The sequence below is a fragment of the Sphaerisporangium rhizosphaerae genome (assembly GCF_042665155.1).
GTDB classification, from domain to species: Bacteria; Actinomycetota; Actinomycetes; order Streptosporangiales; family Streptosporangiaceae; genus Sphaerisporangium; species Sphaerisporangium rhizosphaerae.
The window spans coordinates 20,232-46,255 of sequence record NZ_JBHTCG010000005.1 but is presented as its reverse complement, the minus strand read 5'-3'; the positions used below and the strand labels follow the sequence as shown (position 1 = coordinate 46,255).

Genomic DNA, 26,024 nt, shown 5'->3' with positions numbered 1-26,024 from the left:
GCGCCGTGTCGGTGCTCGCTCATTTCGTCATGAGGTTAGTCACCGGGCCGACTCTGGGCGACATGATCGGAGGAACAGGCGCATGATCACGGTTACTCCAGAGGGGGTCGATCGGGCGGCCAAGCATACCGACACGAGGATATTTCCTGGAATAACGCAAACGGTGGGTTTACTGGAAGTTCACAGGATCACCAGGTCACGACCGTCATGACCGATCCGTCTGTCTCGCCGTCAGGAGCCCCGCGGACAGGAACGCCAGCGGCACGGCGGGCAGCACATAGCGGTAGTCGAACTCCGCCGTGGCGGCCGGAATGACCAGCAACGACACCGCCATCACCCACGGCGGCGCCCACGCCGTCCGGCTCGTCCCAGGCCCCTCCGCGCGGCGGCGCGCCCGCGACCGCCACGCGCGTCCCGCGGCCACGCCCGGAGGCAGGAGCAGCACGGCCAGCAAGACCGTGCCCGGCAGCCACACCACGTCCTGGTAGGCGCGGGTCCACCCCGCGAGGGGCTCGACGACGCGAGTGCCGATCGGACCCCGCTCATAGCGCACGGCGAGGCTCGCCCCGTAGGTCGCCGGGTAGCGTCCCGGCGGCGGGGGCGTCCGCGCCGGAAACTCGTAGTAGTCGTAGATCTCCTGGTCGGGGTACACCGGGCGGTTCGGGGTGAACGAGCGGGCCAGCTCCGAGAGCACCGAGGCGGCGTAGTCCAGCGGCTGGCTGCGCAACGCGAGCAGCGCGAACCGCCCCGCGAGCCGGTCGGTCTCCTGGGTGAAGGTGATGCCCGGCAACGCCACCAACGGCGCGTCCGGCGCCCACACGTACTCCTGCGACGGCGGGCGGCGCGAGGGCGGCCTGTCGTCGCACAGCACCGCGAGGTCCCGGGGCGGCCGCATGACCGAGCAGTCGGCGAACGACATCGTCCGCCCGTACAGGAAGACGCCGTTGGAGCCCACGATGCCGACCCGGTGGTAGGTCGCCCAGAACCAGGCCGCGTACCCCGCGATGGGCACCAGCGCGACGAGCACCAGCACCGCCGCCGGCCGCGCCCGCCGCCATGCCCGCGTCATGACCCCGCGGGCACCGACGGCGCGTCCGGCACCCGGCGCTTGCTCACCGGGACGCCCGACCGGCGGCCACACCGCTCCGGCGGCGCCGGCGCCGGAGGTCTGCTTCCGGGGACGGCGGACCAGCGGTTCCCGGCTGGGACGGCGGACCAGCAGCCACACCGCCACGACGGCGAGCAGCGGCAGTCCCACCGTGCGCGTCAGCGTCGCCGCGCCCAGCAGCGCCCCCGCCAGGCACACGGCGCGCCACCTGGGCCGGCCCAGCAGCACGTACATGGCCGCCACCAGCAGGAACGCGAACAGCGTGTCGGAGACCAGGAGGTGTTCGAGCTGGACCTGGTAGGCGTCCAGCAGCACCGGCGCCGCCGCGAGCGTCGCCGCCCAGACCCGCCCGCCGGCCCGTCTGACCGCGGCGTAGACCAGCACGCCGATGGCCGCCCCGAGCAGGTGCTGGACGAACGCCACGAACCCGAAGGAGTGGAACGGCTCCAGCAGACGCAGGAACATCGAGTAACCGGCGGGCCGCACCAGGTCGGGACGGGGACGCAGCGCCGTCACCACGTAGGTGTAGGAGTCGGGGAACCACAGCACCGGCCGGTAGCCGAGCATGGCCACCACGCGCAGCGCCACGCCGAGCCCGAGCACCCCGAGGAACCACCGGTGCGCCCGCAGCCCGCCCCACAGCCGCCCGCCCGCCCGCTCCGAGGACCACCACGAGGAGAACCCCCCGCCCGAGGGCGGCCACCAGGAACGGACCCGCCCGCCGGAGGACGGCCCGGAGGGTTCGCCCGCGCCGCTCCGCACGCCGGAGCCCCGCTCCGAAGCGACCACTCCACCCCCAGCCCACGGGTCCCGGCGTCCCGGGAAGACACGAACGCGCACGCGAGACCCGCGTACGCGCCGCTACGTTACCGGCCGGCCACCCGCCCGCGCCCCGTTCCGGCCCCCGCGCCGACCGGCCCGTGCGCTGTCCGGCCGCGCGGACCTGCTCGGCGGCTCGCGGCCGTCACCGGCCGCCGCGCGGCCCGAGAGCGTCGCTGGTTCTCAGGGGTGGGAAGGTACCGGTGGGAGGGGTGCGTGGCGACACGGGGGGACAGCGCGGCCGCTAGGCTCGCCGGGATCATGGACGGAGTCTGGCGCGATCGCTCACGGTGGCCGCAGGCGGGCCGGGTGCTCGCGGCGGTGACGGCCATGCCCGCGCTCGTCCTGACCGGCTGGCTGCTCGCCGGACTGCCGCTGCTGCTGGCCGGCTGGTTCCGTCCCCTGCCCGCGCTGCTGCTCGGCGGCGCCCTCGCCGCGGCCCTGTGCGTGTACGGCACCCGGTCCGGGAAGCCGCCCGGTGGCCTCGCCGGACGGCCGCACGACACCCGCGACGCGCGAGGCGGGGGAGAGGTGGGGGACGCCTCGGCGGGGCATGTGTGGGCGGTCGTCGGGGTCGCGGTCGCCTCCGGGGTGTTCAACGCGATCTTCCACACCGAGCAGCTGATCGTCCGCAGGGACCCGGCGACCTACGCCCAGTACACCGCCTGGCTGGCCGGGCACGGCTTCCTGCCCATGCCCTATCCCACGGCGGCGTTCGGCGGTCCGGACCCGGCGCTGCGGTTCGACAGCATCGGCTTCTACGACCACGGCGGCGCGGTGGTGCCGCAGTTCATGCCGGGGGCGCCGCTGATCGACTCCATCGGCGCGTGGCTGGGCGGGCTGTCCGGGCTGCTGATGGTGCCGCCGGTGCTCGGCGCGCTGGCCGTGCTGACCGTGGCCGGGGTCGCCGCCCGGCTGGCGGGCGCGCGGTGGGCGCCCGTGGCGGCGCTGGCGTTCGCCGTCGCGCTGCCGATCCTCTACACCTCGCGCACCACGTTCAGCGAGATCCCGTCCCTGATCCTGATCTTCGGTGGCATGGCGCTGGCCGCCGACGCGCTCGGCCGGTCGCGGGGGACGGCCGTGCTGGCCGGCCTGTCCTTCGGTCTCGCCGTCCTGGTGCGGGTGGACGGGCTGCGGGACGTGCTCCCGGTCCTTGTGTACGCGGGGCTGCTGATCGCGCTGCGCGGGCGGCGCGGCCGGGGCGAGGCGTACGCGCGGATGGGCGTGCCGCTGCTCGGCGGCCTGCTGGCGGGCGCGGGCCTGGGCCTGGTGGCGGCCTTCTTCCTGTCGCGGCCGTATCTGAACTACCTGTCGGACTCGGTCAGGCCGCTGCTGGTGATCTGCGGGGCCGTGCTGCTGCTGACCGTGGCGGGCGCGGTCGCCGGGCCGCGGGTCATCCCGGCGGCGGGCAGGGCCGTGCGCGCGTGGCGTCCGGCGCGCCGCCTGCCCGAGGTGCTGGCGGCGCTGGTCGTCCTGGTGATGGCGGGGTTCGCCGTGCGCCCGTGGGTGCAGACCGTGCGGCGCGTGCCGGCCACGGTCGAGGACACGCTGAACTCCATCTTCATCCAGTGGACGCAGCAGGCGAACGGGATGCGGCCCGATCCGGCCCGCCTCTACTCGGAGCAGTCGCTGTACTGGGTGATCTGGTACGTCGGCGTGCCCGTGGTCATGCTGGCCACCCTGGCCGCCGCCGTGCTGGTGCGGCGGATGGCGCGGGGCAGGGGGCTGCCGTGGCCGCTGCCGCTGGCGATCATCGGCTGGACGACCGTGACGACGCTGTGGCGGCCCGCCATCACCCCCGACCATCCGTTCGCGTCGCGGCGGCTGGTGCCGGTGGTGATCCCGGGCCTGGTCGTCCTCGCGGTGTGGGGCCTGCGCTGGGCGTGGGCGAGGATCCGCGGCGCCGGGTACGGGACGACGGCCATGCGGTGGCTGACGGCGGCGGGCGCCGTGCTGCTGGTGGCGCCGGGAACGGTCACCTCGATCGGCACGGCCTTCACCCCGGTGGAGCGCGGCGAGGCGGCGGCGGTGCGGAAGCTGTGCGCGGCGCTGCCGCCCGACGCGTCGGTCCTGATGATCGAGCGGGTCACCGGTGACCGGTTCACCCAGGTCGTCCGGGCCATGTGCGACCGGCCGGCCGCGCAGGTCCGGACGGAGGGCGGGGGCGCCACGCCTCCGGTTCCCGGGGCCCCGGCGGCGACCGCCCCGGACGACGGCGGGGCGGACAAGACGCGCGACGTGGCGGCGGCCTCCGACGTGACCCGGCTGGTCCGGCGCGTGCGCGCCGCCGGGCGCGTCCCGGTGCTGCTGGCCGCCGAGAAGGTGCAGTTGATCCGGTACGGGACGCCTGCGCAGGTGGTGCGGCTCCGTACGCGCCAGGACGAGCGCTCCCTCATCGACGCCCCGAACGGCACCTGGTCCCTCTCGATCGACGTGTGGATGGTCATCCCCGGCGCGGTCTGACCGTTCTCGGCTCGTCGTTTGACGCCCGGGAGGCGTGATCGGGAAAGTGGACGCCATGAACTGGCGAGTGGAACCCCCCGAGGCCGGCGAGGAGCTGTCGTTCGGGGACGACCCCGGGCGCGAGTCGCGATTATCGGCATGGGAGTCGGTGGGCCGGACGTGGGTCTCGGCGCATCGCAAGCTGCTGGCCGCCGTTGCGGCGTTCGTCGTCCTGCTCGGGGCGCTGGGCGCCGGCGGCCGGCACCTGTACCAGGAGTCCCGCAAGCCGCTCCCGCCGCCGGACGTCGCCCTGCCCGTGCAGGACAGGTTCGTCGTCGTCCTGTGCGGGGCCGGAATCACCCAGTGCCAGGACGGCGGCGCGGAGGCCGCCAAGGACGTCGGCCGCATCGAGGCCGATCTGGTGGCGATTCCAGAAGTGGCCAGAGTGCGGTTCCGCAGCGGCGAAGCCGAGTTCGAGCGGGTCAAGAAGGAGGGCGGTTACCGGCAGCCGGACGGTTCGATGATGCCGATCACTCGCGACATGTTCGCCGACGGCTTCGAGGGCGTGCTCCGCAGCCCCGATCTCTTCGCCCAGGTGGCGGCGCGGGGCCGTCTGGTGACGGGCGTGGCGGACGTCTGGCGGACGCCGACGGAATACTGGACGGGCAAGGCGAACGTGACGGTGATCCTGTGCGGCACCGGCGCGGCCAAGGAGTGCGCGCCGCTCGACTACGAGTCGCCGACGGAGCGGCAGAGGCAGGCCATCGTGGACAGGATCCGCGAGGTGGACGGGGTGGAGCAGGTCTACTTCGAGGACAGGCGACACGCGCTGCGGCTGCAGAAGCACTACTACCCCGAGGACCGGTCCTTCGACCCTCCTTTGCTGCTGGTGAACATGCAGGAGTCCTTCCGCGTGAAGATCGCCGGGCCTGACGCGTCCCAGCGCCTGCGGCAGGCGCTGAAGAACGTGCCCGGCGTCGAAGACGTGCGGTGATCCCGCGCGGCCCGCGGTTGACGGCGGGTCGTCACGATCGGAAGAGTTGACGACATGGAGTGGCGAGGCGAGCCGTCCGAGACCGGCGAGGAGTTGTCGTTCGGGGACGGAGACTCCGAACGCGAGTCCCGATCACGCGTGTGGGAGGCGGCGGGAAGGCGGTGGGCGTCGGCTCACCGGAGACCGCTGGCGGTGGTGGCGGCCGTCGTCGTCCTGCTCGGGCTGGTCGGGGGCGGCGGCCGATACCTGTACCTGAAGTCCCGCGAGCCGCTGCCGCCGCCCGATGTCGCCCTGCCCGTGCAGGACAGGTTCTCGGTCTTCCTGTGCGAGCCCGAGATCGCGGAGTGCCAGGCCGGCGGCGCGGAGGCCACCAGAGACCTCCGCCGTATCGAGGCGGAGCTGCGAGCCGTCCCGGGGGTGGCCTCGGTGCGGTTCGTCAGCGGCGAGGCCGAGTTCCAGGAGGCGGGCAAGAAGCACGGCGTCGTCTACCGGACCGACGGCCTGGTGACGACGATGACCCGTGAGATGTTCCGCGACGCCTTCGAGGGGGTTCTCACCAGCCCCGGTGTCTTCGGCCAGGTGGCGGAACGGGGCGGCCGGGTCGCGGGCGTGTGGAGGATCTATCGCGCGCCGACGGACTTCTGGACGGGCAAGGCGAACGTGACCGTGACCCTGTGCGGCACCGGCGCGCCCAAGGCGTGCGCGTCCTCCAGGTACCAGTCGCCCACCGAACGGCAGAGAGAGGTCATCCTGGACCGGATCCGGGAGGTGGACGGGGTGGAGAAGATCTACTTCGAAGATCGCGAGCACGCGCTGAAGCTGCGGAAGCACTACGACCCCGAGGACAGGGCCGGTCCTCCCCAACTCCTGGTGAACATGCCGGAGTCCTATCACGTGAAGCTCGCCCGGCCGGACGCGGCCGAGCTCATACGGCGGGCGCTGAAGAACGTGCCCGGCGTCGAGTCCGTCCTCTGAGTCACAGCGTGCGCGAGGTCGCCGGAGGACGTGCCCGGCGTGCGGGTGCGGGGCTGTGACCCGCGTGCGGCCTTCGGTGACGGGAGGGACGGGGAGTACGAGCCGACCCGGCGGGCAGAACGACAAAAGGGGACGGAAGAGTCCTAGATGGGGTCGAGGGACACTCGGATGCCGGCCGGGCCCTGTATCCTCGCCCGACGTGAGTGTGACCGAGACGCCTGAGACTGGATCCGCCGTGGACGCCAAGCCGTATGTGACGATCGTTCTGCCCTGTTACAACGAGCAGGACCACGTCATCGCCGAGGTCGAGCGCATCACCGGCGCCATGGACGCCAGCGGTTACACCTATGAGCTGGTCGCGGTGGACGACCACTCCACCGACGGGACGCTCGACCGGCTGCGCGAGGCCGCGCCCCGGTTCCCGCACATGAACATCGTCGCCTTCCACCGCAACGGCGGCTCGGGCACCGTGCGGCGCATCGGCACCCAGGACGCGCGCGGCGAGATCGTCGTGTGGACCGACGCCGACATGACCTACCCGAACGAGCGCATCCCCGAACTGGTGCAGATCCTGGAGAAGGACCCGACGATCGACCAGGTCGTCGGCGCGCGCACCAGCGAGCAGGGGTCGCACAAGATCCTGCGCGTGCCGGCCAAGTGGTTCATCCGCAAGGTCGCCGAGCGGCTGGCCGGGCAGGAGATCCCCGACCTGAACTCCGGCCTGCGGGCCTTCCGCCGGTCGGTCTCGCTGCCGTACCTGCGGCTGCTGCCCCCCGGGTTCTCCTGCGTGACGACGATCACGCTGGCGTTCCTGTCCAACCAGCACGACGTGCACTACATGCCGATCGAGTACAGCAAGCGGGCGGGCACGTCGAAGTTCAGCTTCATCTCCGACGCCTACCGCTACATCCTGCAGGTGCTGCGGATGGTGATGTACTTCAACCCGCTCAAGGTGCTCATGCCGCCGGCGATCTGGCTGGTGGTCATCGCGCTGGGCAAGGGCGTCGTCGACATGATCCGCCACCCGTTCTACTTCCCGGCGAGCACGGTGATGACGTTCCTCTCGGGCTTGATCATCGGGTCGCTGGCGCTGCTCGCCGACCTGATCGTGCGATCTCGGGGCGAATGACGTGCGCGTCGCGATCGTCGGGCCCACCTACCCGTACAAGGGCGGCGGAGCGCAGCACACGACCGAGCTCGCCCACCGGCTGACGGCGCTGGGGCACGAGGTCGTCATCGAGTCCTGGCGCGCCCAGTACCCCTCCTTCCTGTACCCGGGGCAGCAGACGATCTCCGCGCCGGAGGGGGAGCCGTTCCCCGGCGTCCGCCGCGAGCTCGACTGGCGCCGTCCCGACGGGTGGCTGCGCTGCGGCCGCCGGCTGCGCGGCGCCGACCTGGCCGTCCTGACCCTGCTCAGCCCCGTGCAGGTGCCCCCTTATCTGGGCATCCTGGCAGGGCTGCGCCGCGCGACCGAGGTGGTCGCGCTGTGCCACAACGTGCTGCCGCACGAGCGCAAGCCGTACGACGCGCCGCTGGTCAGGGCGCTGCTGCGCCGGGTCGACCGCGTGCTCGCGCACTCCGAGGAGCAGGCGGGGCTGGCTCGCGGGCTGGCGCCCGCGCCGGTGCGCGTGGCCGGCCTGCCGCCGCACCTGCCGTCCAAGGGCGAGAGCCTCGCGGCGCCCGGGGGCGAGATGCTCGCGGCGTCCAAGGGTGAGAGCCTCGCGGCGTCCGGGGGTGAGAGCCTCGCGGCGGCGTCCGGCGGGGTGCGCCGCAGGCTGCTGTTCTTCGGCATGGTGCGCCCGTACAAGGGCCTGGACCTGCTGCTGCGCGCCCTCGCCCGGGTACCGGGCGTGTCGCTGACGGTGGCGGGGGAGTTCTGGGGCGGCCTGGAAGAGACGCGCGCCCTGGTCGCCGAGCTGGGCCTGGACGATCGGGTCGAGCTGCGGCCGGGGTACGTCGCGGCCGATGACGTGCCGGGGTTGTTCGCCGGCGCCGACGCCCTGGTGCTGCCCTACCGCTCGGCTACGGCCAGCCAGAACGCCTGGCTCGGCCACGAGCACGGGCTGCCGGTCATCGCCACCCGGGTGGGCGCGCTCGCCGACCACGTCACCGACGGGGTGGACGGCCTGCTGGCCGAGCCGGGCTCGGTGGACGCGCTGACCGAGGTGATCGGCCGTTTCTACCAGGACGGCGAGCCCCAGCGGCTGCGCCTGGGCGTCAAGGCCGTCGACCCCGAGCCTCACTGGGCCGCGTACACCGCCGCCTTGCTGTCGGCGGGCGCCTGACCGCGCGCCGCCACGAATCCGATGCCGGCCCAGGCGACGTCGGCGAAGGTGAAGGCCAGCCGGGACACCACGGCGATGACCAGCGCGTGCGGGGCGTCGAGCACGGGCGCGAGCACCAGCACCATGGCCCCCTCGCGGACGCCGATGCCCGCCGGGATGATCACGGTGAGCAGCCCGGTCACCCAGGCCAGCGCGTAGGCCCCGGCGGCGACGGCCAGCAGCGACGGGCCGCCGGGGGCCATGTCGCGCAGTAGCAGCCAGATGTGCAGGCCGTAGAACAACCATCCGGCCATCGTCCAGGCGGCCGCCACGAGCATCGCCCGGCCGGGGAGCACCTGCTCCAGGGGCTCCCTGCGGGCGACGCGCAGCACGAGGTTCAGCGCGAACGTCAGCACGCGAGGGTGCAGCCCCGCCACGATGAACGGGATGAGCAGCAGCAGGTACCACGTCTGCCTGGCCACGTCCTGCGAGGTCAGCGGCAGGGTGACCGCGGCGAGGCCGAGCGCGCACCCGAGCGAGACGACCAGCCCGATCACGGTCGCGCCGAAGGTGCGGCGCGGCGGCGAGCCGTGGTCGCGGGCCAGTTCCATCATCGCGGCGAACGCCCACACCGAGCCGGGGACGTACTTGCCGAGCTGCCCGACGAACAGCACCTTGGCGGCGACGCGCATCGGCAGGGGCGAGCCGAACCCGGCGAGCACGACCTGCCAGGCGACGAGCATGAACCCCAGACCCACCAGGACCGCGGCGAAGGACCCCGCGACCGTCCACCACGACAGCCGGGCCATCGCGGCCACCGTGTCGTTCCAGTTGCGGGACAGGCCGTAGGCCAGGAATGCGAGGGCGACGAGCGCGAGCCCCACCCGGAGCAGAGGACTTGATCGCAGCCGGTTCACCATCCGCCCAGCGTACGACGGCTGGTTACCGGCCGGTAGCCGTCTGCTCCGCCGCGTTGCCCGATCATGGCCGGCCCGTGACCATACGAGTCCCGCCGTCGCCAGCCACTAGGGTGGATGGCCGTGGGCAGTGAACGCGTGGCGCAGCTTGAGTACTCGCAGATCCAGGCGGCGATGCTGGACGAGGCGAAGCGGCGCCGCAAGGCCGCCAAGATCATCGCCGTCCTGGCGCACTTCCTGGGCCGCGACCCCGCCCCCGGCGACGGCGCTCCCGGCGCCCCCGGCGCCCCCGGCGTGCTCGACGGGCTGACGGTGGCCGACATCGGCTGCTCGGCCGGGTTCATCGCCGACGAGCTGGCCTCGGCGGGCGCGCGGCACGCCTTCGGCATCGACATCGACGTGCCGGGCCTGCGCAAGGCGGCCGGGCGGTTCGGCGAGCGGGTCGAGTTCGTCTGCGCCGACGGCACCGCGCTGCCGTTCCCCGACGGGTCCATGGACGTGCTGGTGCTGAACCACATCTACGAGCACGTCGTCGACCCCGACGCCGTGGTGCGCGAGCTGCACCGCGTGCTGGCCGACGACGGCGTGCTCTACCTCGGGCTGGGCAACCGGCTCGGGGTGATGGAGCCGCACTACAAGCTGCCGTTCCTGTCCTACCTGCCGCCGTCGCTGGCCGACCGCTACGTGCGCGCCTTCGGCCGCGCCGACCACTACTACGAGCGCTTCCGCACCCGGGCGGGGCTGCGGCGCATGCTCGCCGGATTCCACGTCTGGGACTACTCCTTCCCGGTGCTGGCCTCGCCCGAGCGGTTCGCCGGCGCCGAGCTGTTCCCCGGCGCCGTGGGACGGGCCGCCCAGGGCACGCTGGCGCGCACGCCGCGCCCGGCGCTGCGGGCACTGCTGCCGGTCGTGCCCACCTACCTGTGGGTGGCCACCAAGATGCCCCGCCGGCCGCTGGGCCCCGCCCTCCCGCAGCCCCCCGAGCCGGTCCGCACCCCATGACCCCTCCGGACCCCATGTCCGGTCCGGACGCCGTGCCCGGTCCGGACGCCGTGCCCGCTCCGCCCGCCCGCTCGGCGCGCAAGAAGCTGGTCCGGCTGCTGTTCCTGCTGGTGGCCCTCGGCTTCGGGGCGTGGGCCGTCGCCGGGCGCTGGTCACAGGTGGCCGACGGCTTCTCCCGGCTGTCGTGGCCGCTGCTCGCCGCATCGCTGGTGGCCGTCCTCGCGGCCCTGTCGGCGGGGATGCTCATGTGGCGCGCCCTGCTGGCCGACCTCGGGTCGCCTCTCGCGCTCACCGACGCCGCCAAGGTGTTCTTCGTCGGCCAGCTCGGCAAGTACATCCCCGGCTCGCTGTGGCCGGTGCTCGCGCAGATGGAGATGGGCAAGGACCTCGGCGTCCCGCGCTCGCGCAGCGCCACCGCCTTCTTCCTGACCTACCCCATCTACCTGGCCAGCGGCCTGGGAGTGGCGGTGCTCACCCTGCCCGCCTTCGCCGGAGACTCGGTCGCCCGCTACGCCTGGCTGCTCCTGCTGCTGCCCGTGCTGGTCGCCGGGCTGCACCCGCGCGTCGTCAACGGCGTGCTCGGCCTCGGCCTGCGGCTGCTGCGCCGGCCGCCGCTGGAGCGCCCGCTCAGCCGCCGCGGCGTGCTGGCCTCGGCGGGCTGGGCGTTCGCGGGCTGGGCGGCCTACGGCGTCCACCTCTGGCTGGTCGTGACCGGGCTCGGCGCCGCCGGGCCGCGCGCCCTCGCGCTGTCCCTGGGGGCGTTCTCGCTGGCCTGGTGCCTGGGGTTCATCGTGGTCATCGCGCCCGCCGGGGCCGGGGTGCGCGAGGTGGCGATGGTGGCGGCGCTCGCCCCCGTCCTTCCCGGCGGGACGGCGCTGGCCGCCGCGCTGTGCTCGCGGCTGCTGGTCTCGCTCGGCGACCTGATGTGGGCGGGCCTCGCGGGCTTGGCCGCCCGGCGCGCGGAATCCGTTCCCGTCACCGCCGAACACGACTGATTTTCCGCATTCGTTGCCCGCCGGACGCCCTAAATGCCTGTCATATCTCTCACGGATTCGGGGACCCTCGCAATAGAGTGATGCCGATGGGGATCGGGGGCGAGGGGCCGGCGGTGACCGGCGGGACACACGGGTGGCCCTGCCGGTTCGCACCGATCTGGTGACCTTCGCCCGCACGCGATCTCCGCCGATGACCGGCACCGAGATCGGAAGGGAGCGATCGCTCTTGACGCCCCGAGTGCTCGTCGACGCCGCGGCGGTTCCGGCCGACCGCGGCGCCCTGATCCGCTACGTCGACGGGCTGGTCGCCGCGCTCGACCGGGCCGGCGCCGACCTGTCGGTGGTCTGCCAGCGGGCCGACGCCGAGCGTTACGGCAAGATCGCCCCCTCCGCCCGCATCCTCGCCGGGCCTCCGGCGATCACCAACCGCGCCGCGCGGCTGGTGTGGGAGCAGACGGGCATCCCCGTGCTGGCCCGCCAGGTCGGCGCGCAGGTCATCCACGCCCCGTACTACTCCATCCCGCTGCACTCCGGGCTGCCCACCGTCGCGACCGTGCACGACGTCACCTGGTTCACCGAGCCCGGACGGCACGACAACGTCAGGGCGTCCTTCTTCCGCGCGGCGACGCGCACGGCCGTCCGCAGCGCCGAGCGGGTCATCGTGCCCTCCAAGGCCACCCGCGACGAGCTGGTGCGCGTGCTCGCGGCCGATCCGACGCGCATCGACGTCGCCTACCACGGGGTCGACCGGGCGCTGTTCCACCAGCCGTCGGAGGAGGAGGTCAAGCGGGTGTCGGGGCGGCTCGGCCTGCGCGGCCGCCCGTACGTCGCCTTCCTCGGCGCCTTCGAGCCGCGCAAGAACGTCCCGAACCTGGTGAAGGGCTTCGGGCAGGCCGTCCGCGACCTGCCGGGCTCTCCCGCGCTGGTCCTGGCGAGCGGGGCGGGGTGGAGCGACGAGGTGGACGAGGCCATCAGCGCGCTCCCGGTGGCCGTGCGGGTCGTTCGCCCGGGCTACCTCTCCTTCGCCGACCTGCCGGGCTTCCTCGGCGGCGCGGTCGTGGTGGCCTTCCCCTCCCGCGGAGAGGGCTTCGGGCTGCCGGTGCTGGAGGCCATGGCCTGCGGGGCGCCGGTGCTGACCACCCACCGCACCTCGCTGCCCGAGGTCGGCGGGGACGCCGTCGCCTACACCGAGCCCGACGCCGGGAGCATCAGCGACGCGCTGCGGGCGCTCCTTTCGTCCGGGGAACGCCGGCGCTCGCTCGCCGAGGCGGGTCTTGCCAGGTCGCGAGAGTTCACGTGGGAGGCCTCCGCCGAGGCGCATATGATGAGCTTTCAACGAGCGGTCGATCAGTGAGCTAGCCTCACCGGTGTGACGAGCAGCTACTCGCCGGAGTCGGCGCACCTGGAGGCCATTCTCCTCGTAGGCGGGCAGGGCACCCGTCTTCGCCCTCTCACCTTGAGCACCCCCAAGCCGCTTCTTCCCACCGCGGGCGTGCCGTTCCTCGCCCACCAACTCGCGCGTGCCCGGTCCTTCGGCGTCCGGCGCATCGTGTTCGCCACCTCCTACCGCGCCTCGATGTTCGCCGAGGCGTTCGGAGACGGCTCCTCCTTCGGCCTGTCGCTTTCGTACATGACGGAACAGACCCCGCTCGGCACCGGCGGGGCGATCCGCAACGCCGCCGAGGCGCTCACCTGCGGCCCGGACGCGCCGGTGCTCGTGCTCAACGGCGACATCCTGTCCGGGCACGACATCGCCGAGCAGGTCGGGATGCACGTCTCGCGCGGGGCGGCGGTGACGCTGCACCTCACCGAGGTGGACGACCCCTCGCGGTTCGGGTGCGTGCCGACCGACGACCAGGGCCGGGTGACCGCCTTCCTGGAGAAGACCCCGAATCCGGTGACCAACCGCATCAACGCCGGGTGCTACGTCTTCCAGCGCTCGGCCATCGACCGCATCCCGGCGGGGCAGGTGGTCTCCGTCGAACGCGAGACGTTCCCCGGCATGATCTCGGCCGGCGAGCTGGTGCTCGGGTACGCCGACCGCTCCTACTGGCTGGACGTGGGCACCCCCGCCGCGTTCGTCCAGGGCTCCTGCGACCTGGTGCTGGGCCGCCTGCCCTCTCCGGCGCTGCCCGCGCCCTGCGGGGAGTTCATGGCGCTGCCCGGCGCCCAGGTCTCGCCCAGCGCCAAGATCGAGGGCGGCACGGTCGTCGGGCCGCGGGCCGTCGTGGAGTCCGACGCGTCGGTGCACGGCAGTGTGCTGGACGCCGACTCGGTGATCGAGTCCGGGGCCGTCGTCGTCGACTCGGTGGTCGGCGCGCGGGCGCGGGTGGCGTCGGGGGCGGTGCTGCGCAACGCGGTCATCGGCGAGGGCGCGGTCGTCGGGCCGGGCAACGAGTTGCTGGCCGGGGCCCGCGTCTGGCCGGACGTGCGGCTGCCGCCGGGCGCCGTCCGCTTCTCCAGCGACGTCTGACCCTGCGACGTCTGACGCCTGCGCGGTCTGACGCCTGTGGGGTTCGACGCCTGCGAGGTCTGGCGTGGGGGAGATCTGCCCCCGGAGAGGGCGCGGCCGGGCTGCGGCCGCGCCAATGGTCCGGCGTCGGGCGAGAACTAGTCTGGCGTTGTGCGAGAACGCAGGTGGCGGCCGGACGCTCCGGCGGACGTCGAGTCGGCCATGGCGCCGCACCGGCGCGGTGGCGGCGACCCCGCCTGGCAGCTCACCGCCGACCGGGCCATCTGGCGCACCTCCCGCACCCCCGAGGGCCCCGGCACGCTGCGCGTCACCGTGGAGCCGCGTGCGCGGACGGTGGTCGCCCACGCCTGGGGGCCCGGCGCCGGCTGGATGCTGGAGACCCTGCCGGATCTGCTCGGCGCGCACGACCGGGTCGGCGACTTCGCGCGCCTGATGGGGGCGCTCGGCCCCGAAGGGCACGCGCTGGTGCGCGAGCTGGCCTCGCGGCACGCGGGCCTGCGGGTGGGCCGCACGCTGCGCGTGTTCGAGGCGCTCGTGCCCGCCGTGCTGGAGCAGAAGGTCGTCGGCCGGGAGGCGTGGCGGGCGTGGCGGTGGCTGCTGTCCCGCTACGGCGATCCCGCGCCGGGCCCGGCGCCGGCGACGATGCGGGTGTTCCCCGAGCCCGAGGTGTGGCGGGCGATCCCGTCCTGGGACTGGCACCGGGCGGGGGCGGAGGCCGTGCGGGCCAGGACGATCGTCAACGCCGCCCTGCACGCCGCCAAGCTGGAGGCGGCGGGGGAGGCCGAGGCCGACCGGCTGCTGCGGGCGCTGCCGGGCGTCGGGGTGTGGACCTCGGCGGAGGTCCGTCAGCGGGCGTACGGGGACCCCGACGCCGTCTCGGTCGGCGACTACCACCTTCCGTCGCTGGTCGGCTGGTCGCTGACCGGCCGCAAGACCGACGACGCGGGGATGCTGGAACTGCTGTCGCCCTACCGGGGGCACCGCCACCGCATCGTGCGGCTGCTGGAGCTCGGCGGCCGCCGGCCGCCGGCGCGCGGGCCGCGGATGGCCGCCCGCGACTACCGCTCCTTCTGACCTCCGGGCGCGCCGGTCAAGCGGGGCGAGCGGGCGGGTCTGGGGGCCGTACAGGTCGGTCGGCCGTCGGGCGCGCCGGTCAGCGGGCCGAGCGGGCGGGGCAGCGGGAGAGGGTCGGTCAGCGGGCCGGGGCGGGCCGGTCAGCGGGCGAGTAACGAGGAACGGTCGCCGGCCATGGTCGGGGAGCTGGAGGCCCAGTCGCGCCCGTCACGGGTGTCGGTGCCGAACAGCGGCGCGAGCACGGCGGCGGCGGCGATGAGGACGAGGATCAGCCAGGACATCGTGACTCCTTGAGAAGGTTCCCTTGGGCGCCCTTCTATTATGTGCGCGTGCATAGTTTCACGTCTATCGAGATTCTCTGGGCAGTACCGTTAAGAGCCTCTTAACCGATGAGCGTGCGCGCCGACTCCGGAGGTTGATCGGTCACAGGGCGCGGCGCACCCCCGCCCAAGGGCCGGGACGCGAGCGTTTCGTACTGTGCGATGCATGAACGCGAATCCCACAGACGCAGCCATGCGGCGGGCGCTGGCCCGGGCCAGGGACGGCAAGGCGCTCGACCCGGCGGAGGCGACGGTCCTCCTGCACGCGAGGGGCGCCGACCTCGACCGCCTCCTCGACCACGCCGGCCGCGTCCGGGACGCCGGGCTGGCCTCCGTGGGCAGGGAGCAGGTCGTCACCTACAGCCGCAAGGTGTTCATCCCGCTCACGCGGCTGTGCAGGGATCGCTGCGGCTACTGCACGTTCGCCACCGCCCCCGGCAAGCTGCCCGCCCCGTTCCTCACCCCGGACGAGGTGCTGGAGATCGCCCGGCAGGGCGCCGCCATGGGGTGCAAGGAGGCGCTGTTCACCCTCGGCGACCGGCCCGAGGACCGCTGGCACCAGGCCCGCGAGTGGCTGGACGCCCACGGCTACGACGACACCCTGTCCTACGTGCGCGCCATGGCGATCGGCGTCCTGGAGGAGACCGGGCTGCTGCCGCACCTCAACCCCGGCGTCCTGACCTGGCGCGACCTGCAACGCCTCAAGCCGGTCGCCCCGTCCATGGGCATGATGCTGGAGACGACCTCCCGCCGGCTGTTCGAGGAGAAGGGCCAGGCCCACTACGGCTCCCCGGACAAGGACCCCGCGGTCCGCCTGCGCGTGCTGGAGGACGCCGGCCGCTCCAACGTGCCGTTCACGACCGGCATCCTGATCGGCATCGGCGAGACCGTCGCCGACCGCGCGGAGTCGATCTTCGCGATCCGGCGGGTCGCCCGGGAGTACGGCGGCGTCCAGGAGGTCATCGTCCAGAACTTCCGCGCCAAGCCCGACACCGCGATGCGCGGCATGCCGGACGCCGACCTCGGCGAACTGGCCGCCACCATCGCGGTCACCCGGCTCGTGCTCGGCGGGCGGACGCGCGTCCAGGCCCCGCCCAACCTCATCGGCGACGAGTACGACCTGATGATCAGGGCCGGCATCGACGACTGGGGCGGGGTCTCGCCGCTGACCCCCGATCATGTGAACCCCGAGCGGCCCTGGCCGCACATCGAGGAGCTCGCGGCCCGCACCGCCGCCGCCGGGTTCACGCTCAAGGAGCGCCTGACGATCTACCCCGAGTACGTGCTGGCCGGCGAGCCCTGGCTGGACCCGCGCCTGCGCGGCCACGTCGCCGCCCTGGCCGACCCCGAGACCGGCCTGGCCCGGCCGGTGAACCCCGAGGGCAGGCCGTGGCAGGAGCCCGACGGCGGGTTCGCCGCCGCCGGGCGCACCGACCTGCACGTGGAGGTGGACGCCTCCGGGCGGGCGCAGGACCGGCGCGACGACTTCGCCCGCGTCTACGGCGACTGGGACGCCCTGCGCGACCGGCTCCCGGGCGGCGCCGTACCGGGCGACGTGCCCGCCGCCTCGGCCGGGATGGCCGCGACAGGAGCGGTCGCGGACGAAGCGGTCCAGGCCGCGACGGCCAAGGCCGGGGCGGCCCAGGCCGGGGTGGCCCCCGCGCGCGCTGGGGCCGTCGACGGGGAGATGCGCGCGGCCCTGCGCCGCGCGGAGACCGACCCGGCGGGACTCACCGACGCCGAGGCCCTCACGCTGCTCGGCGCGGACGGCGCCGACCTAGCGGAGCTGTGCCGGGTGGCCGACGGCCTGCGGCGGGAGGCCGCCGGCGACGAGGTGACCTACGTCGTCAACCGCAACATCAACTTCACCAACGTCTGCTACACCGGCTGCCGCTTCTGCGCGTTCGCGCAGCGGCGCACCGACGCCGACGCCTTCACCCTGTCCCTGGACCAGGTCGCCGACCGGGCCGCCGAGGCGTGGGAGGCGGGGGCGACCGAGGTGTGCATGCAGGGCGGCATCCACCCCGACCTGCCCGGAACGGCCTACTTCGACATCGCCAGGGCGGTGAAGCGGCGGTGCCCGGACCTGCACGTCCACGCCTTCTCCCCGATGGAGGTCATCAACGGCGCCAGCCGGACCAACCTGTCGATCCACGACTGGCTGGTGGCCGCCAGGGAGGCCGGGGTCGACTCGCTGCCCGGCACGGCGGCGGAGATCCTGGACGACGACGTGCGCTGGGTGCTCACCAAGGGCAAGCTCCCGACCCGCGAGTGGGTCGAGGTGATCACCACCGCGCACCGCGTGGGCATCCCGACGACCTCGACGATGATGTACGGCCACGTGGACACCCCGGCCCACTGGGTGGCGCACATCCGGCTGATCCGCCGCATCCAGGAGGAGACCGGCGGCTTCTCGGAGTTCGTGCTGCTGCCGTTCGTGCATCACAGCGCCCCGATCTACCTGGCCGGCATCGCGCGGCCGGGGCCCACGGCCCGGGAGAACCGCGCCGTCCACGCGCTGGCGCGCGTCATGCTGCACGGCGCGATCGCCAACATCCAGTGCTCGTGGGTCAAGCTCCAGGACGACCTGTGCCGGGCCGTGCTGTCGGGCGGTGTGAACGACCTGGGCGGGACGCTCATGGAGGAGACGATCAGCAGGATGGCGGGGTCGGAGAACGGCTCCTACAAGACGATCAGTGACATCGCCGCGATGGTGGAGCCGACCGGACGCCCGCTGCGCCAGCGCACCACCGGCTACGGCGTCCCCTCGGCGGAACGCGTGGCCGCGGCCCAGGCCAGCGACGGCGTCTGCCAGAGCATCCGCCGCACGATCCCCCTCCTCGCCCCGTAGAAGGCCCCGCGCGGGGGACGTCCCCGCGCCGCCCGGAGTCGCCCGGTGTTATCAGACAGAGTTATAACAAGTTCTCCTTTCCTGCTGTGCGGGTACTTGCGCCCCCTACGGTGACGGTTGGGAGAATCGTCCGACTCGTCCTCTCGCACGCGACCCAGAAAGGCGAACCGTGGCGTCTGGTCGGCCAGGTCGGCACCGCGCGGACCCGATCCTCGAGCCCGCGCGCCCGCGCGACCGGCGTCGCGCCCTGCCCGTGACGCTGCTCGTCCTCGCGCTGGTCGCGGGCGCGGTCGCGGTGGTCCTCACCAGGAGCGGCGGCCCGTGCTCCGGCCGCGATCCGGTGCTGGTCGGCGTGGACGCCGCGGTGGACATCGCCCCCGTCGCCATGGAGGCGGCCGAGAGCTTCAACGCGCGCAAGGCGGCGGTGGACGGGCGCTGCGTCCTGGTCCAGGTCACCGAGCAGTCGCCCGCGCCCGTCCTGCGCACGCTGATCGGCGACCAGGCGGGCGTGCTCGCCGGGCGCCCGGACGCGTGGATCGCCGACTCCTCGGCGTGGGTGCGGCTGGCGCGCAAGCAGGGCGCGCCGGGCATCGCGCCGGACGAGACCGTCGTCGCCACCTCGCCGCTGGTCTTCGCCACCCGGCGCTCGCTCGCCCGGCGGTTCGCGACGGGGAAGACCGAGATGAGCTGGGAGATGATCTTCCCGGCGACGGCGCGCGGCCGGCTGGAACCGACCAAGGACGAGCCGGACGTCGTCCGCATCCCCGATCCGTCGGTCGCGGGCGCCGGCATCGCGACCGTCGCCGCGGCCACGGACATCGCCGGCACCGGCGACAAGGGGGCCAGGGAGCTGACCGCCTTCGTGCGCATGGCCCAGGCCGGCTCCGCGCCCGACTACCGCTCGATGCTGGCCGCCGTCGACGACCGCTCCTTCTGGCAGCGGCCCGTCGTCGTCGTGCCCGAGCAGTCGGTGTGGCTGTACGACCGGGCGCCCTCCGGTGACCCGCTCGTCGCGCTGCACCCCAAAGAGGGCACGATCATGCTCGACTACCCCTACGTCGTCACCAGCCCCGACCCGGCCCACGCCGCCGGGGCGCGGCTCTTCGGCGACTGGCTGCGCTCGCCGCAGGTCGGGGCGGCGGCGCGGCGCGGCGGCTTCCGGCTCCCCGACGGGCAGGACCCGCCGCTCGGCGCGGGACCGGAGATCCCCTCCGAGCGGCCGCGCCCGCGCCCGTCCATCACCCAGGCGGTGATCGACGAGGCCCTCGACGCGTGGAGCCGTCTGGCCCCGCCCAGCGACATCCTGGTGCTGGCCGACGCCGGGCGGCACATGGCCGAGCCGATCGCCGGGGAGAAGGGCGCCACCCGGCACTCCGTGGCGCTCAAGGCCGCCCACCTCGGCCTCCAGCTCTTCCCCGGGTCCACCCGCATGGGGCTGTGGGAGTTCGCCAAGGGGCTCGGCGGCCGCAAGGGCTACCGCCCGCTGGTGGGCCTCGGGCCGATCACCCAGCCCGACGGCGATGACGACCAGTTCACCCGGCGCTCCCGGCTGGACGGGCTCACCCAGACGCTCAAGCCCTACGACGACCGCGACAGCTCCCTCTACGACACGATCCTCGCCGGCTTCCGGGAGGTCACCGCCAAGTACGACCCGGCGATGAACAACTCGCTGCTGGTCATCACGGCGGGCAGGGACGACGGCGCCGGGATGTCGCGGCAGGAGCTGGCCCGCGGGCTGCGTGACGCCTGGGACCCCGACCATCCGGTCCAGATCATCGTGATCGCCTTCGGCAAGGACGTGGACCGCGCGGCGCTCGGCGAGATCGTCTCGATCACCAACGGATCGCTGCACGTGGCCTCCGAGCCGGGGGAGATCATCGACGTCTTCCTCAGCGCCCTGGCGCGCCGCCTGTGCCACCCGACCTGCGGCCGGCCCCGCTGAGCCCCGGCCCGTGAGCGCCGGAGGGCCGGCCTCAGCGGGTGACGAGGAAGTCGGCGGGGTCGCGCGGCGGGCGGTCGCGCGGCGGCGCGGCGGCGTGGCCGACCGCGACGGCGCCCATCGGGTCCCAGGTGCCGGGCAGGTCCAGCACCTCGCGCACGACCCCGCGGCAGAACATCGTCGAGGAGACCCACGCCGACCCCAGGCCCTCGACGGCGAGGTGCACCAGGAGGTTCTGCACGCCCGCGCCGGCGGCGACGACGAACATCTCGCGCTCGGCGGCGTTGCGGCGCTCGTCGGGATAGGTGTGGGACCCCTCCATCACCAGGCAGGGGACCACCAGGTACGGGGCCCGGCGCAGGACGTCCCCGCGCCGCACGCGGCGGGCGATCGACTCCTCGGTGAACCCGGTGGCGCGCAGGTCGCGCACCCAGGCCGCGAGCATGGCGTCCAGCAGCTTCTCGCGCGCGCCGGCCGACTCCAGCAGCACGAACCGCCAGGGCGTCGTGTGGTGCGGGGCGGGCGCGCTGACCGCGGCGGCCACGGCCCGCCTGACGGCGGCCGGGTCCACCGGCTCGGCGGAGAACTCCCTGATCGTGCGCCGCGCGAACAGCACGTCGGCCGAGCCGTAACGGAACATGTCCTCGTCGGCGGGCCGGATCAGCGGGCGCACCCCCGGGCCGTCCTCGTCGGTCACCAGATGGGACAGCCCCCGCACGACGGCCACCGGCACCCCGTCCAGCTTGCCCTTGACCAGCTCTGCGGCCGCCGCGATCTCGTCGACCAGCGCCGTCACCGTCGCCGACAGCGGGTTGCCGTAGGCGTCGGAGCGGCCGCGCAGGTCGTCGAGCGGACGGACGCCGGCCGCGCCGATCGCCACGTCGGTGAGCCCGTTGCGCCAGGGGCGGCCGAAGGTGTCCGACAGGATCACCCCGGCCCGCACCGGCAGGCCGGACCGGATGCGGCGGGCCGAGGCGTCCGGGTCCAGCGGCAGGAGCAGCACGGTGCCCGGCTCGGTGTTGGAGGCGTCCACCCCGGCCGCCGCCATGACGAAGCCGTGGCGGGTCTGGGCGATGACGGTGTCGCCGCGGCGGGCGACCACCCGCTCGGTCTCCTGCGCGATCGCCTCGGCGCGGCCGTCCGCCTCGCGGACGCGGCCCTCGGCCTTGCTCACGATCTTGGAGGTGACGACGAGGATGTCGCCGTCGGCGAGATCGGGCACCGCGCGCGCGATCAGCTCGGCGAGGTCGTCGCCGGGCCGCACCTCGGGCAGGCCGGGCACCCCGTGGACGCTGATCATCCGGCCAGCTCCAGCGCGGCGCGGGCGATGCCGGCGGTGGCCTCGACGTCGGTCATGAGCAGTGGCCTGGCGACCACGCGCACCCCCTCCAGCGCGACGCCGGTGTCCTGCTCGGCCACCAGCCAGCCGGAGACCAGGCGCGAGCCGTAGAGCTCCAGCACGGCCTGCGCGCTGGTCTCCACGCCGATGGCGGTCAGGCACGCGTCGGCCATGCCGCGCACCGGGGCGCCGCCGATGATGGGGGAGACGCCGACCACGGTCTTGGCCGAAAGGGCCTCACGGATGCCGGGGATCTGCAGAATCGTCCCGATGCTCACCACCGGGTTGGACGGCGGCAGGATCACCACGTCGGCCCGCTCGATCGCCTCCAGCACGCCGGGCGCGGGCTTGGCGTCCTCCGCGCCGACCAGGACGATCTGCCGGGCGGGCACCGAGGCGCGCAGGCGCACCCACCACTCCTGGAAGTGGATCGCGCGGCGGCCCTGCTCGTCCTCGACGATCACGTGGGTCTCGGCGCGGTCGTCGGTCATCGGGATCAGCCGCACGCCGGGCTTCCAGCGGTCGCACAGCGCCTCGGTGACCGCCGACAGCGGGTAGCCGGCGTTCAGCATCTGGGTGCGGACGATGTGGGTGGCGATGTCGCGGTCGCCCAGGCCGAACCACTGGGGCTCCATGCCGTAGGCGGCCAGCTCGGCCTTGACGACGTGGTGTTCGTCGGCCCGGCCCCAGCCCTGCTCCTCGTCGATGCCGCCGCCGAGGGTGTACATGACGGTGTCGAGGTCGGGACAGACGCGGAGCCCGAACAGCGTGATGTCGTCACCGGTGTTGCCGATGACGGTGATCTCCGCCTCGGGGGCGGCGGCCTGGAGCCCGCGGAGGAAGCGGGCGCCCCCGATGCCGCCGGCCAGGGAGAGGATGCGCATGTGTCAAGTGTTCCATTGCCGTCTCCTTGGTCCGGCCCGGGCCGGACGGCGGCGGGGGAGGGCCGCGAAACCCCTGCTCCATAGCGGATGCGAGCCGAAAAAACCGGACAAGATGGTCTTATGTGATCAATGAGGTTCTTGGGTCTCGTGCCCCCAAAGTGCGGAGATGTGCAAAACTGCGGTTGCCGTATGGACCCAATTGGGGGGTAGTTGTGGTCAAAGTAGAGCCCGGACGGCTCCGCGAGCCTGCGGCCTGGATCATGGTTGTGACGGTCTGCGCACAGGTCCTGGTCGGGGTGGAGAGCCTGTTCCTCGGCTCCGGCCTGCCCTTCGGCGTCAGGGCGGCCTCCTCGCTGCTCAGACTGGACTCGCCGGTCAACGTGGCCCTCGCGCTCGGCGCGGTCGTCCTGGTCACCCGCTTCGGGCCGCCCACCCCCCGCGCCCGCCTGGTCAACCTCGTCGCCGTCATCGCGCTCGCGGTGTCCGCCGTGTTCGGGGCGATCGCCCTGATCGGTGGGCTCATCGGCGGCGCGGGCGGCGGTCTCGGAGTGATCGAATACCTGCTGACCGGCCTGCCCGCCCTCGCTCTGACCGTGGTCGGGCTGGTGTACGCGATGTCGGTGCTCCCATCGGCCGCCCCCGCGGCGTCCAGGCCCCGTCAGGAGGCGTTCGGCGCCCCCGGCTTCGCGCCCCAGGGACACCCCGGGCAGCCGGGCCTCCAGCACGGCTTCCAGGAGCAGTCTCAGCACGGGTTCCAGGGACAGCCTCAGCACGGGTTCCAGGAGCAGGGCCGGCACGGGTTCCACGAGCAGTCGCAGCCCGCGTTCCAGGGGCAGCCCGAGCACGGGTACCCGGGACAGCCGGGGCACGGGTTCCGCGAGCAGGCGGGCCCGCCCCAGGGGCAGGGCGCCGAGCAGCCCGGCCATCCCCAGCAGCAGCCCGCGCCTCAGCAGGCCGGTCCTCAGCAGCAGGGCTCCCAGCCGGGTCATCCCGAGCAGGCCGGACAGCAGGGCGGCCCGTACAACGGCCAGGCCGCCTACCAGCCGGCGCTGCCCCCTCCGCCCGGCCTGTACTCCGTGCAGCCCTCCCAGCCGGTCGACCCGTACGCGCCGGCGCAGGCGTCCGCCGACCCCTACGGGCAGCCGGACGCGCAGCGCGCGCAGACGCCGGGCGCCTACGAACCGCAGTCGTCCGGGTCCTATGAGCCGCAGCCGTCCGGGTCGTACGAGCAGCCGCGGACCTCCGGCGGCGGGTACGAGCCGCAGTCCTCCGGGTCCTACGACAAGCCGGGCACGGGCTCCTACGAACAGCAGCCGGGTTCCTACGACAAGCCGGGCGCCGGAGCCTTCGAGCCGCAGTCGCCGGGGTCGTACGAGCAGCCGGGCGGCGGGGCCTTCGGGCAGCCGCCCTCCTCCCCGTACCCGCAGCAGCCGTCCGGGCAGAACCCGCCGGCCGCCGACCCCTACGCGCAGACGCCTTCTCCCTACGCCCCGCCGGCGGCGGGCGGAAGCTTCACCAACCCGGACGCCTTCACCACCGGCGCCCGCCAGGCCCTGCCCGCCAACGACACCCCGCCCGCCTTCGACCTGTCTCCGACCTACGGCCAGCAGTCGCAGAGCGCGGGGGGCGGCTACGGCCAGAACGGCTCGCCGGACCAGCCCTCGTCGTACGGGCAGACGGGTCCGCAGTCGAGCCCGCTGGACCAGCCGTCGTACGGTCAGACCAGCCCGCAGCCGAACCCGCTGGACCAGCCGTCGTCGTACGGGCAGACGGGTCCGCAGTCCAGCCCGCTCGACCAGTCGCCGTCGTACGGCCAGCCGAGCCCGCTGGACCAGTCGTCGTCCTATGGCCAGACGGGTCCGCAGTCCAGTCCGCTGGACCAGCCGTCGTCGTCCTCCTACGGCCAGACCGGTGCGCAGCCGAGCCCGCTGGACCAGCCGTCGTACGGTCAGACCAGCCCGCAGCCGAACCCGCTCGACCAGTCGCCCTCGTACGGTCAGACCGGCTCGCAGGCCGCTCCGCTCGACGCGTCGTCCTCGTCCTCATCGTCCTCCTCCTCTTCCTACGGGCAGGCGACGACGCAGCCGAACTCCTACGGGCAGGCCGGGGCGGGCGGGGAGTCCTACGGCGGCTACTCCTCGGGCGACTTCGGGCGTGCGGCCGAGCCGTCCCCGCTGTACGCCGAGGCGGCGGGCGACCCGCGCCAGCAGCAGATCGCGCAGGCCTACCAGCAGGCCCAGAGCTACCAGCAGGCGCAGGGCGGCGCCGGCGGGACGTCGTCGTCCGACCTCGGCGGCGGCCAGGGAAGCGGTTCGGAGTACACCGGCACGCAGCCGGTGCGCTCACCCGACTACACCCCCACCTACGGCGGCCCTTTCGGTCACCCGCAGTCCCCTGCGGACCCGGGAGGCTACGGCTCGCAGTCCCCTGCGGACTCCGGAAGCTATGGCGCGCCGTCTCCGGCGGACTCCGGAGGCTACGGCACGCAGTCTCCGGCGGACTCCGGGGGCTACGGGACGCAGCCGCCGGCCGACGCGCAGGGGTACCGGCCGGCCCAGGACCAGCCCTACTCGCCCGGCCAGGACCGGCCGCAGCACGAGCAGGCGTCCTACCAGGGCGGCCGGCCGGGCCAGGCCGCCTGGGAGGAGCCCGCGGAGAAGACCGTGCGCTTCGACCCGAAGGCCTTCCAGAACGACCCGCTGAACGCGCCGATGCCGCCGTCCCCCTCGGCGGCCCGGCGCGACGAGCCGATCGACCCGACCGCCATCTACGCCCCCGACAGGTCCTCCCAGGCAAGGCCGGAGGAAAGCGAGGGTAGAGATCAGACAGGGCAAGGGTCTGATCAGGGGTCGCGCTGGTACGGTCCCGACCGCTGAGGGCATAGAAGATCGGGAATCGCGGAAGGTCGCCGCACACGCCGGACCGGCGTCACGGACGCGGCTCGCGGATGCCACCGATGCTCGCATACCGGGGTGAGCTGGTCTTTCCCCGGATACTGGCATGCCGCTTGACGCCACACGCGGCACACGCGTGTAATTACAACTGTGTAGTTACGCCTTTCACATGCTGGGTATTGAGGAAGGTGTTCAAAAGGGGGGCTCCGTTGCGGGGCGGGCGGGCTATCAGCAGGAGGTGTGCAGTGACCGATCTGGTCATGGCACAGATGCTCGGCGCGGAAGAGCTGGGATGGCAAGAGCGCGCCCTGTGCGCGCAGACGGATCCGGAGGCGTTTTTTCCAGAGAAGGGCGGTTCCACGCGCGAGGCGAAGAAGGTGTGCCGGTCCTGCGAAGTGCGGGCCGAGTGCCTTGAGTACGCCTTGCAGCATGACGAGAGGTTCGGCATCTGGGGGGGATTGTCCGAGCGGGAACGGCGCAGGATCAAGCGAGAGGCCGGCTGAGCCGGCCCGGCGGGCGCCGATCCTTCGGCGCCGCCGGTGGTGACGACGTCACGAGCGACGCCGCGAGATCACGGTCACGGCCGCCGGTCGTGGGCAGGGGAGCCCACAGCCGCCGACCGGGCGAGGGGACGTGGTCGGCGGGGCGGACGCCGTGGCGCCGGCGCTGGTATGCCTGAAAGCGACGGGCGCCGACCTGATTGACGGACTGGCGGACTCCGCGTACCCGAGGTG

Annotated in this window: 19 protein-coding genes; 14 read left to right on the top strand and 5 right to left on the bottom strand. The window is 73.6% G+C overall.

Annotation, left to right across the window (positions count from 1 at the left end):
• Window positions 1-205: 205 nt before the first annotated feature.
• Window positions 206-1,897, bottom strand: coding sequence for an ArnT family glycosyltransferase (locus ACFQSB_RS09275; protein ID WP_380825617.1), 1,692 nt, complete (start codon window positions 1,895-1,897; stop codon window positions 206-208).
• 291 nt (window positions 1,898-2,188) lie between these two features.
• Between ACFQSB_RS09275 and ACFQSB_RS09270 the strand changes: the two genes are divergently transcribed.
• From ACFQSB_RS09270 to ACFQSB_RS09250, 5 genes are all read left to right on the top strand, one after another.
• Window positions 2,189-4,390: a hypothetical protein gene (locus ACFQSB_RS09270; RefSeq protein WP_380825616.1), complete on the top strand. Its 2,202-nt coding sequence runs from the start codon at window positions 2,189-2,191 to the stop codon at window positions 4,388-4,390.
• A 55-nt stretch (window positions 4,391-4,445) separates the two neighbouring features.
• Complete coding sequence (locus ACFQSB_RS09265; protein WP_380825614.1) at window positions 4,446-5,363, top strand: permease-like cell division protein FtsX; 918 nt, start codon at window positions 4,446-4,448, stop codon at window positions 5,361-5,363.
• Window positions 5,364-5,417: 54 nt separating this feature from the next.
• Window positions 5,418-6,338 (top strand): permease-like cell division protein FtsX, encoded by a 921-nt coding sequence (locus ACFQSB_RS09260; RefSeq protein ID WP_380825612.1) that lies wholly within the window; start codon window positions 5,418-5,420, stop codon window positions 6,336-6,338.
• A 199-nt stretch (window positions 6,339-6,537) separates the two neighbouring features.
• Window positions 6,538-7,467, top strand: coding sequence for a glycosyltransferase family 2 protein (locus ACFQSB_RS09255; protein ID WP_354925663.1), 930 nt, complete (start codon window positions 6,538-6,540; stop codon window positions 7,465-7,467).
• A 1-nt stretch (window position 7,468) separates the two neighbouring features.
• A complete protein-coding gene (locus tag ACFQSB_RS09250) occupies window positions 7,469-8,623 on the top strand; it encodes a glycosyltransferase family 4 protein (RefSeq protein ID WP_380825609.1) in 1,155 nt (384 codons plus the stop codon).
• Here ACFQSB_RS09250 and ACFQSB_RS09245 read toward each other — a convergent pair.
• Window positions 8,578-9,522, bottom strand: a complete 945-nt coding sequence (locus ACFQSB_RS09245; RefSeq protein ID WP_380825608.1) for a lysylphosphatidylglycerol synthase transmembrane domain-containing protein — start codon at window positions 9,520-9,522, stop codon at window positions 8,578-8,580. The genes ACFQSB_RS09250 and ACFQSB_RS09245 overlap by 46 nt on opposite strands.
• A 120-nt stretch (window positions 9,523-9,642) precedes the next feature.
• Here ACFQSB_RS09245 and ACFQSB_RS09240 point away from each other — a divergent pair, with 120 nt between their 5' ends.
• From ACFQSB_RS09240 to ACFQSB_RS09220, 5 genes are all read left to right on the top strand, one after another.
• Window positions 9,643-10,521 (top strand): class I SAM-dependent methyltransferase, encoded by an 879-nt coding sequence (locus ACFQSB_RS09240; RefSeq protein ID WP_380825607.1) that lies wholly within the window; start codon window positions 9,643-9,645, stop codon window positions 10,519-10,521.
• Complete coding sequence (locus ACFQSB_RS09235) at window positions 10,518-11,516, top strand: lysylphosphatidylglycerol synthase domain-containing protein (RefSeq protein WP_380825606.1); 999 nt, start codon at window positions 10,518-10,520, stop codon at window positions 11,514-11,516. Before ACFQSB_RS09240 ends, ACFQSB_RS09235 begins: the two co-directional genes overlap by 4 nt.
• 226 nt (window positions 11,517-11,742) lie before the next feature.
• Complete coding sequence (locus tag ACFQSB_RS09230) at window positions 11,743-12,870, top strand: glycosyltransferase family 4 protein (RefSeq protein WP_380825604.1); 1,128 nt, start codon at window positions 11,743-11,745, stop codon at window positions 12,868-12,870.
• A 15-nt stretch (window positions 12,871-12,885) separates the two neighbouring features.
• Complete coding sequence (manB, locus tag ACFQSB_RS09225) at window positions 12,886-13,989, top strand: mannose-1-phosphate guanylyltransferase (protein ID WP_354837049.1); 1,104 nt, start codon at window positions 12,886-12,888, stop codon at window positions 13,987-13,989.
• A 150-nt stretch (window positions 13,990-14,139) separates the two neighbouring features.
• Complete coding sequence (locus ACFQSB_RS09220; protein WP_380825602.1) at window positions 14,140-15,063, top strand: DNA-3-methyladenine glycosylase family protein; 924 nt, start codon at window positions 14,140-14,142, stop codon at window positions 15,061-15,063.
• 140 nt (window positions 15,064-15,203) lie between these two features.
• Here ACFQSB_RS09220 and ACFQSB_RS09215 read toward each other — a convergent pair whose 3' ends face one another.
• Complete coding sequence (locus tag ACFQSB_RS09215) at window positions 15,204-15,344, bottom strand: hypothetical protein (protein WP_380825601.1); 141 nt, start codon at window positions 15,342-15,344, stop codon at window positions 15,204-15,206.
• Between the two features lie 205 nt (window positions 15,345-15,549).
• On the opposite strand from ACFQSB_RS09215, the gene ACFQSB_RS09210 reads away from it, so the two are divergent.
• Together ACFQSB_RS09210 and ACFQSB_RS09205 are read left to right on the top strand one after the other, a co-directional pair.
• Window positions 15,550-18,234: a bifunctional FO biosynthesis protein CofGH gene (locus tag ACFQSB_RS09210; protein ID WP_380825600.1), complete on the top strand. Its 2,685-nt coding sequence runs from the start codon at window positions 15,550-15,552 to the stop codon at window positions 18,232-18,234.
• 253 nt (window positions 18,235-18,487) lie between these two features.
• The gene (locus ACFQSB_RS09205) at window positions 18,488-20,176 is read left to right on the top strand and encodes a substrate-binding and VWA domain-containing protein (protein ID WP_380825599.1); all 1,689 of its coding nucleotides are present in this window, start codon (window positions 18,488-18,490) and stop codon (window positions 20,174-20,176) included.
• 31 nt (window positions 20,177-20,207) lie between these two features.
• Here ACFQSB_RS09205 and ACFQSB_RS09200 read toward each other — a convergent pair whose 3' ends face one another.
• Both ACFQSB_RS09200 and cofD read right to left on the bottom strand, forming a co-directional pair.
• Complete coding sequence (locus tag ACFQSB_RS09200) at window positions 20,208-21,473, bottom strand: coenzyme F420-0:L-glutamate ligase (RefSeq protein WP_380825598.1); 1,266 nt, start codon at window positions 21,471-21,473, stop codon at window positions 20,208-20,210.
• A complete protein-coding gene (cofD, locus tag ACFQSB_RS09195; protein WP_380825596.1) occupies window positions 21,470-22,396 on the bottom strand; it encodes a 2-phospho-L-lactate transferase in 927 nt (308 codons plus the stop codon). Before cofD ends, ACFQSB_RS09200 begins: the two co-directional genes overlap by 4 nt.
• Before the next feature lie 266 nt (window positions 22,397-22,662).
• On the opposite strand from cofD, the gene ACFQSB_RS09190 reads away from it, so the two are divergent.
• Together ACFQSB_RS09190 and ACFQSB_RS09185 are read left to right on the top strand one after the other, a co-directional pair.
• Window positions 22,663-25,272 carry a hypothetical protein gene (locus tag ACFQSB_RS09190; RefSeq protein WP_380825594.1) on the top strand — a complete coding sequence of 870 codons (2,610 nt, stop codon included), beginning with the start codon at window positions 22,663-22,665 and terminating at the stop codon, window positions 25,270-25,272.
• A 278-nt stretch (window positions 25,273-25,550) separates the two neighbouring features.
• Window positions 25,551-25,793, top strand: a complete 243-nt coding sequence (locus ACFQSB_RS09185) for a WhiB family transcriptional regulator (protein WP_184889896.1) — start codon at window positions 25,551-25,553, stop codon at window positions 25,791-25,793.
• Window positions 25,794-26,024 lie beyond the last annotated feature (231 nt).

Coding starts and splice junctions, on each gene's coding strand:
- ACFQSB_RS09210 (WP_380825600.1), top strand. CDS start 15,550: ATGAACGCGAATCCCACAGACGCAGCCATGCGGCGGGCGCTGGCCCGG.
- ACFQSB_RS09265 (WP_380825614.1), top strand. CDS start 4,446: ATGAACTGGCGAGTGGAACCCCCCGAGGCCGGCGAGGAGCTGTCGTTC.
- ACFQSB_RS09215 (WP_380825601.1), bottom strand. CDS start 15,344: ATGTCCTGGCTGATCCTCGTCCTCATCGCCGCCGCCGCCGTGCTCGCG.
- ACFQSB_RS09245 (WP_380825608.1), bottom strand. CDS start 9,522: ATGGTGAACCGGCTGCGATCAAGTCCTCTGCTCCGGGTGGGGCTCGCG.
- ACFQSB_RS09235 (WP_380825606.1), top strand. CDS start 10,518: ATGACCCCTCCGGACCCCATGTCCGGTCCGGACGCCGTGCCCGGTCCG.
- cofD (WP_380825596.1), bottom strand. CDS start 22,396: ATGCGCATCCTCTCCCTGGCCGGCGGCATCGGGGGCGCCCGCTTCCTC.
- ACFQSB_RS09200 (WP_380825598.1), bottom strand. CDS start 21,473: ATGATCAGCGTCCACGGGGTGCCCGGCCTGCCCGAGGTGCGGCCCGGC.
- ACFQSB_RS09260 (WP_380825612.1), top strand. CDS start 5,418: ATGGAGTGGCGAGGCGAGCCGTCCGAGACCGGCGAGGAGTTGTCGTTC.
- ACFQSB_RS09185 (WP_184889896.1), top strand. CDS start 25,551: ATGGCACAGATGCTCGGCGCGGAAGAGCTGGGATGGCAAGAGCGCGCC.
- ACFQSB_RS09270 (WP_380825616.1), top strand. CDS start 2,189: ATGGACGGAGTCTGGCGCGATCGCTCACGGTGGCCGCAGGCGGGCCGG.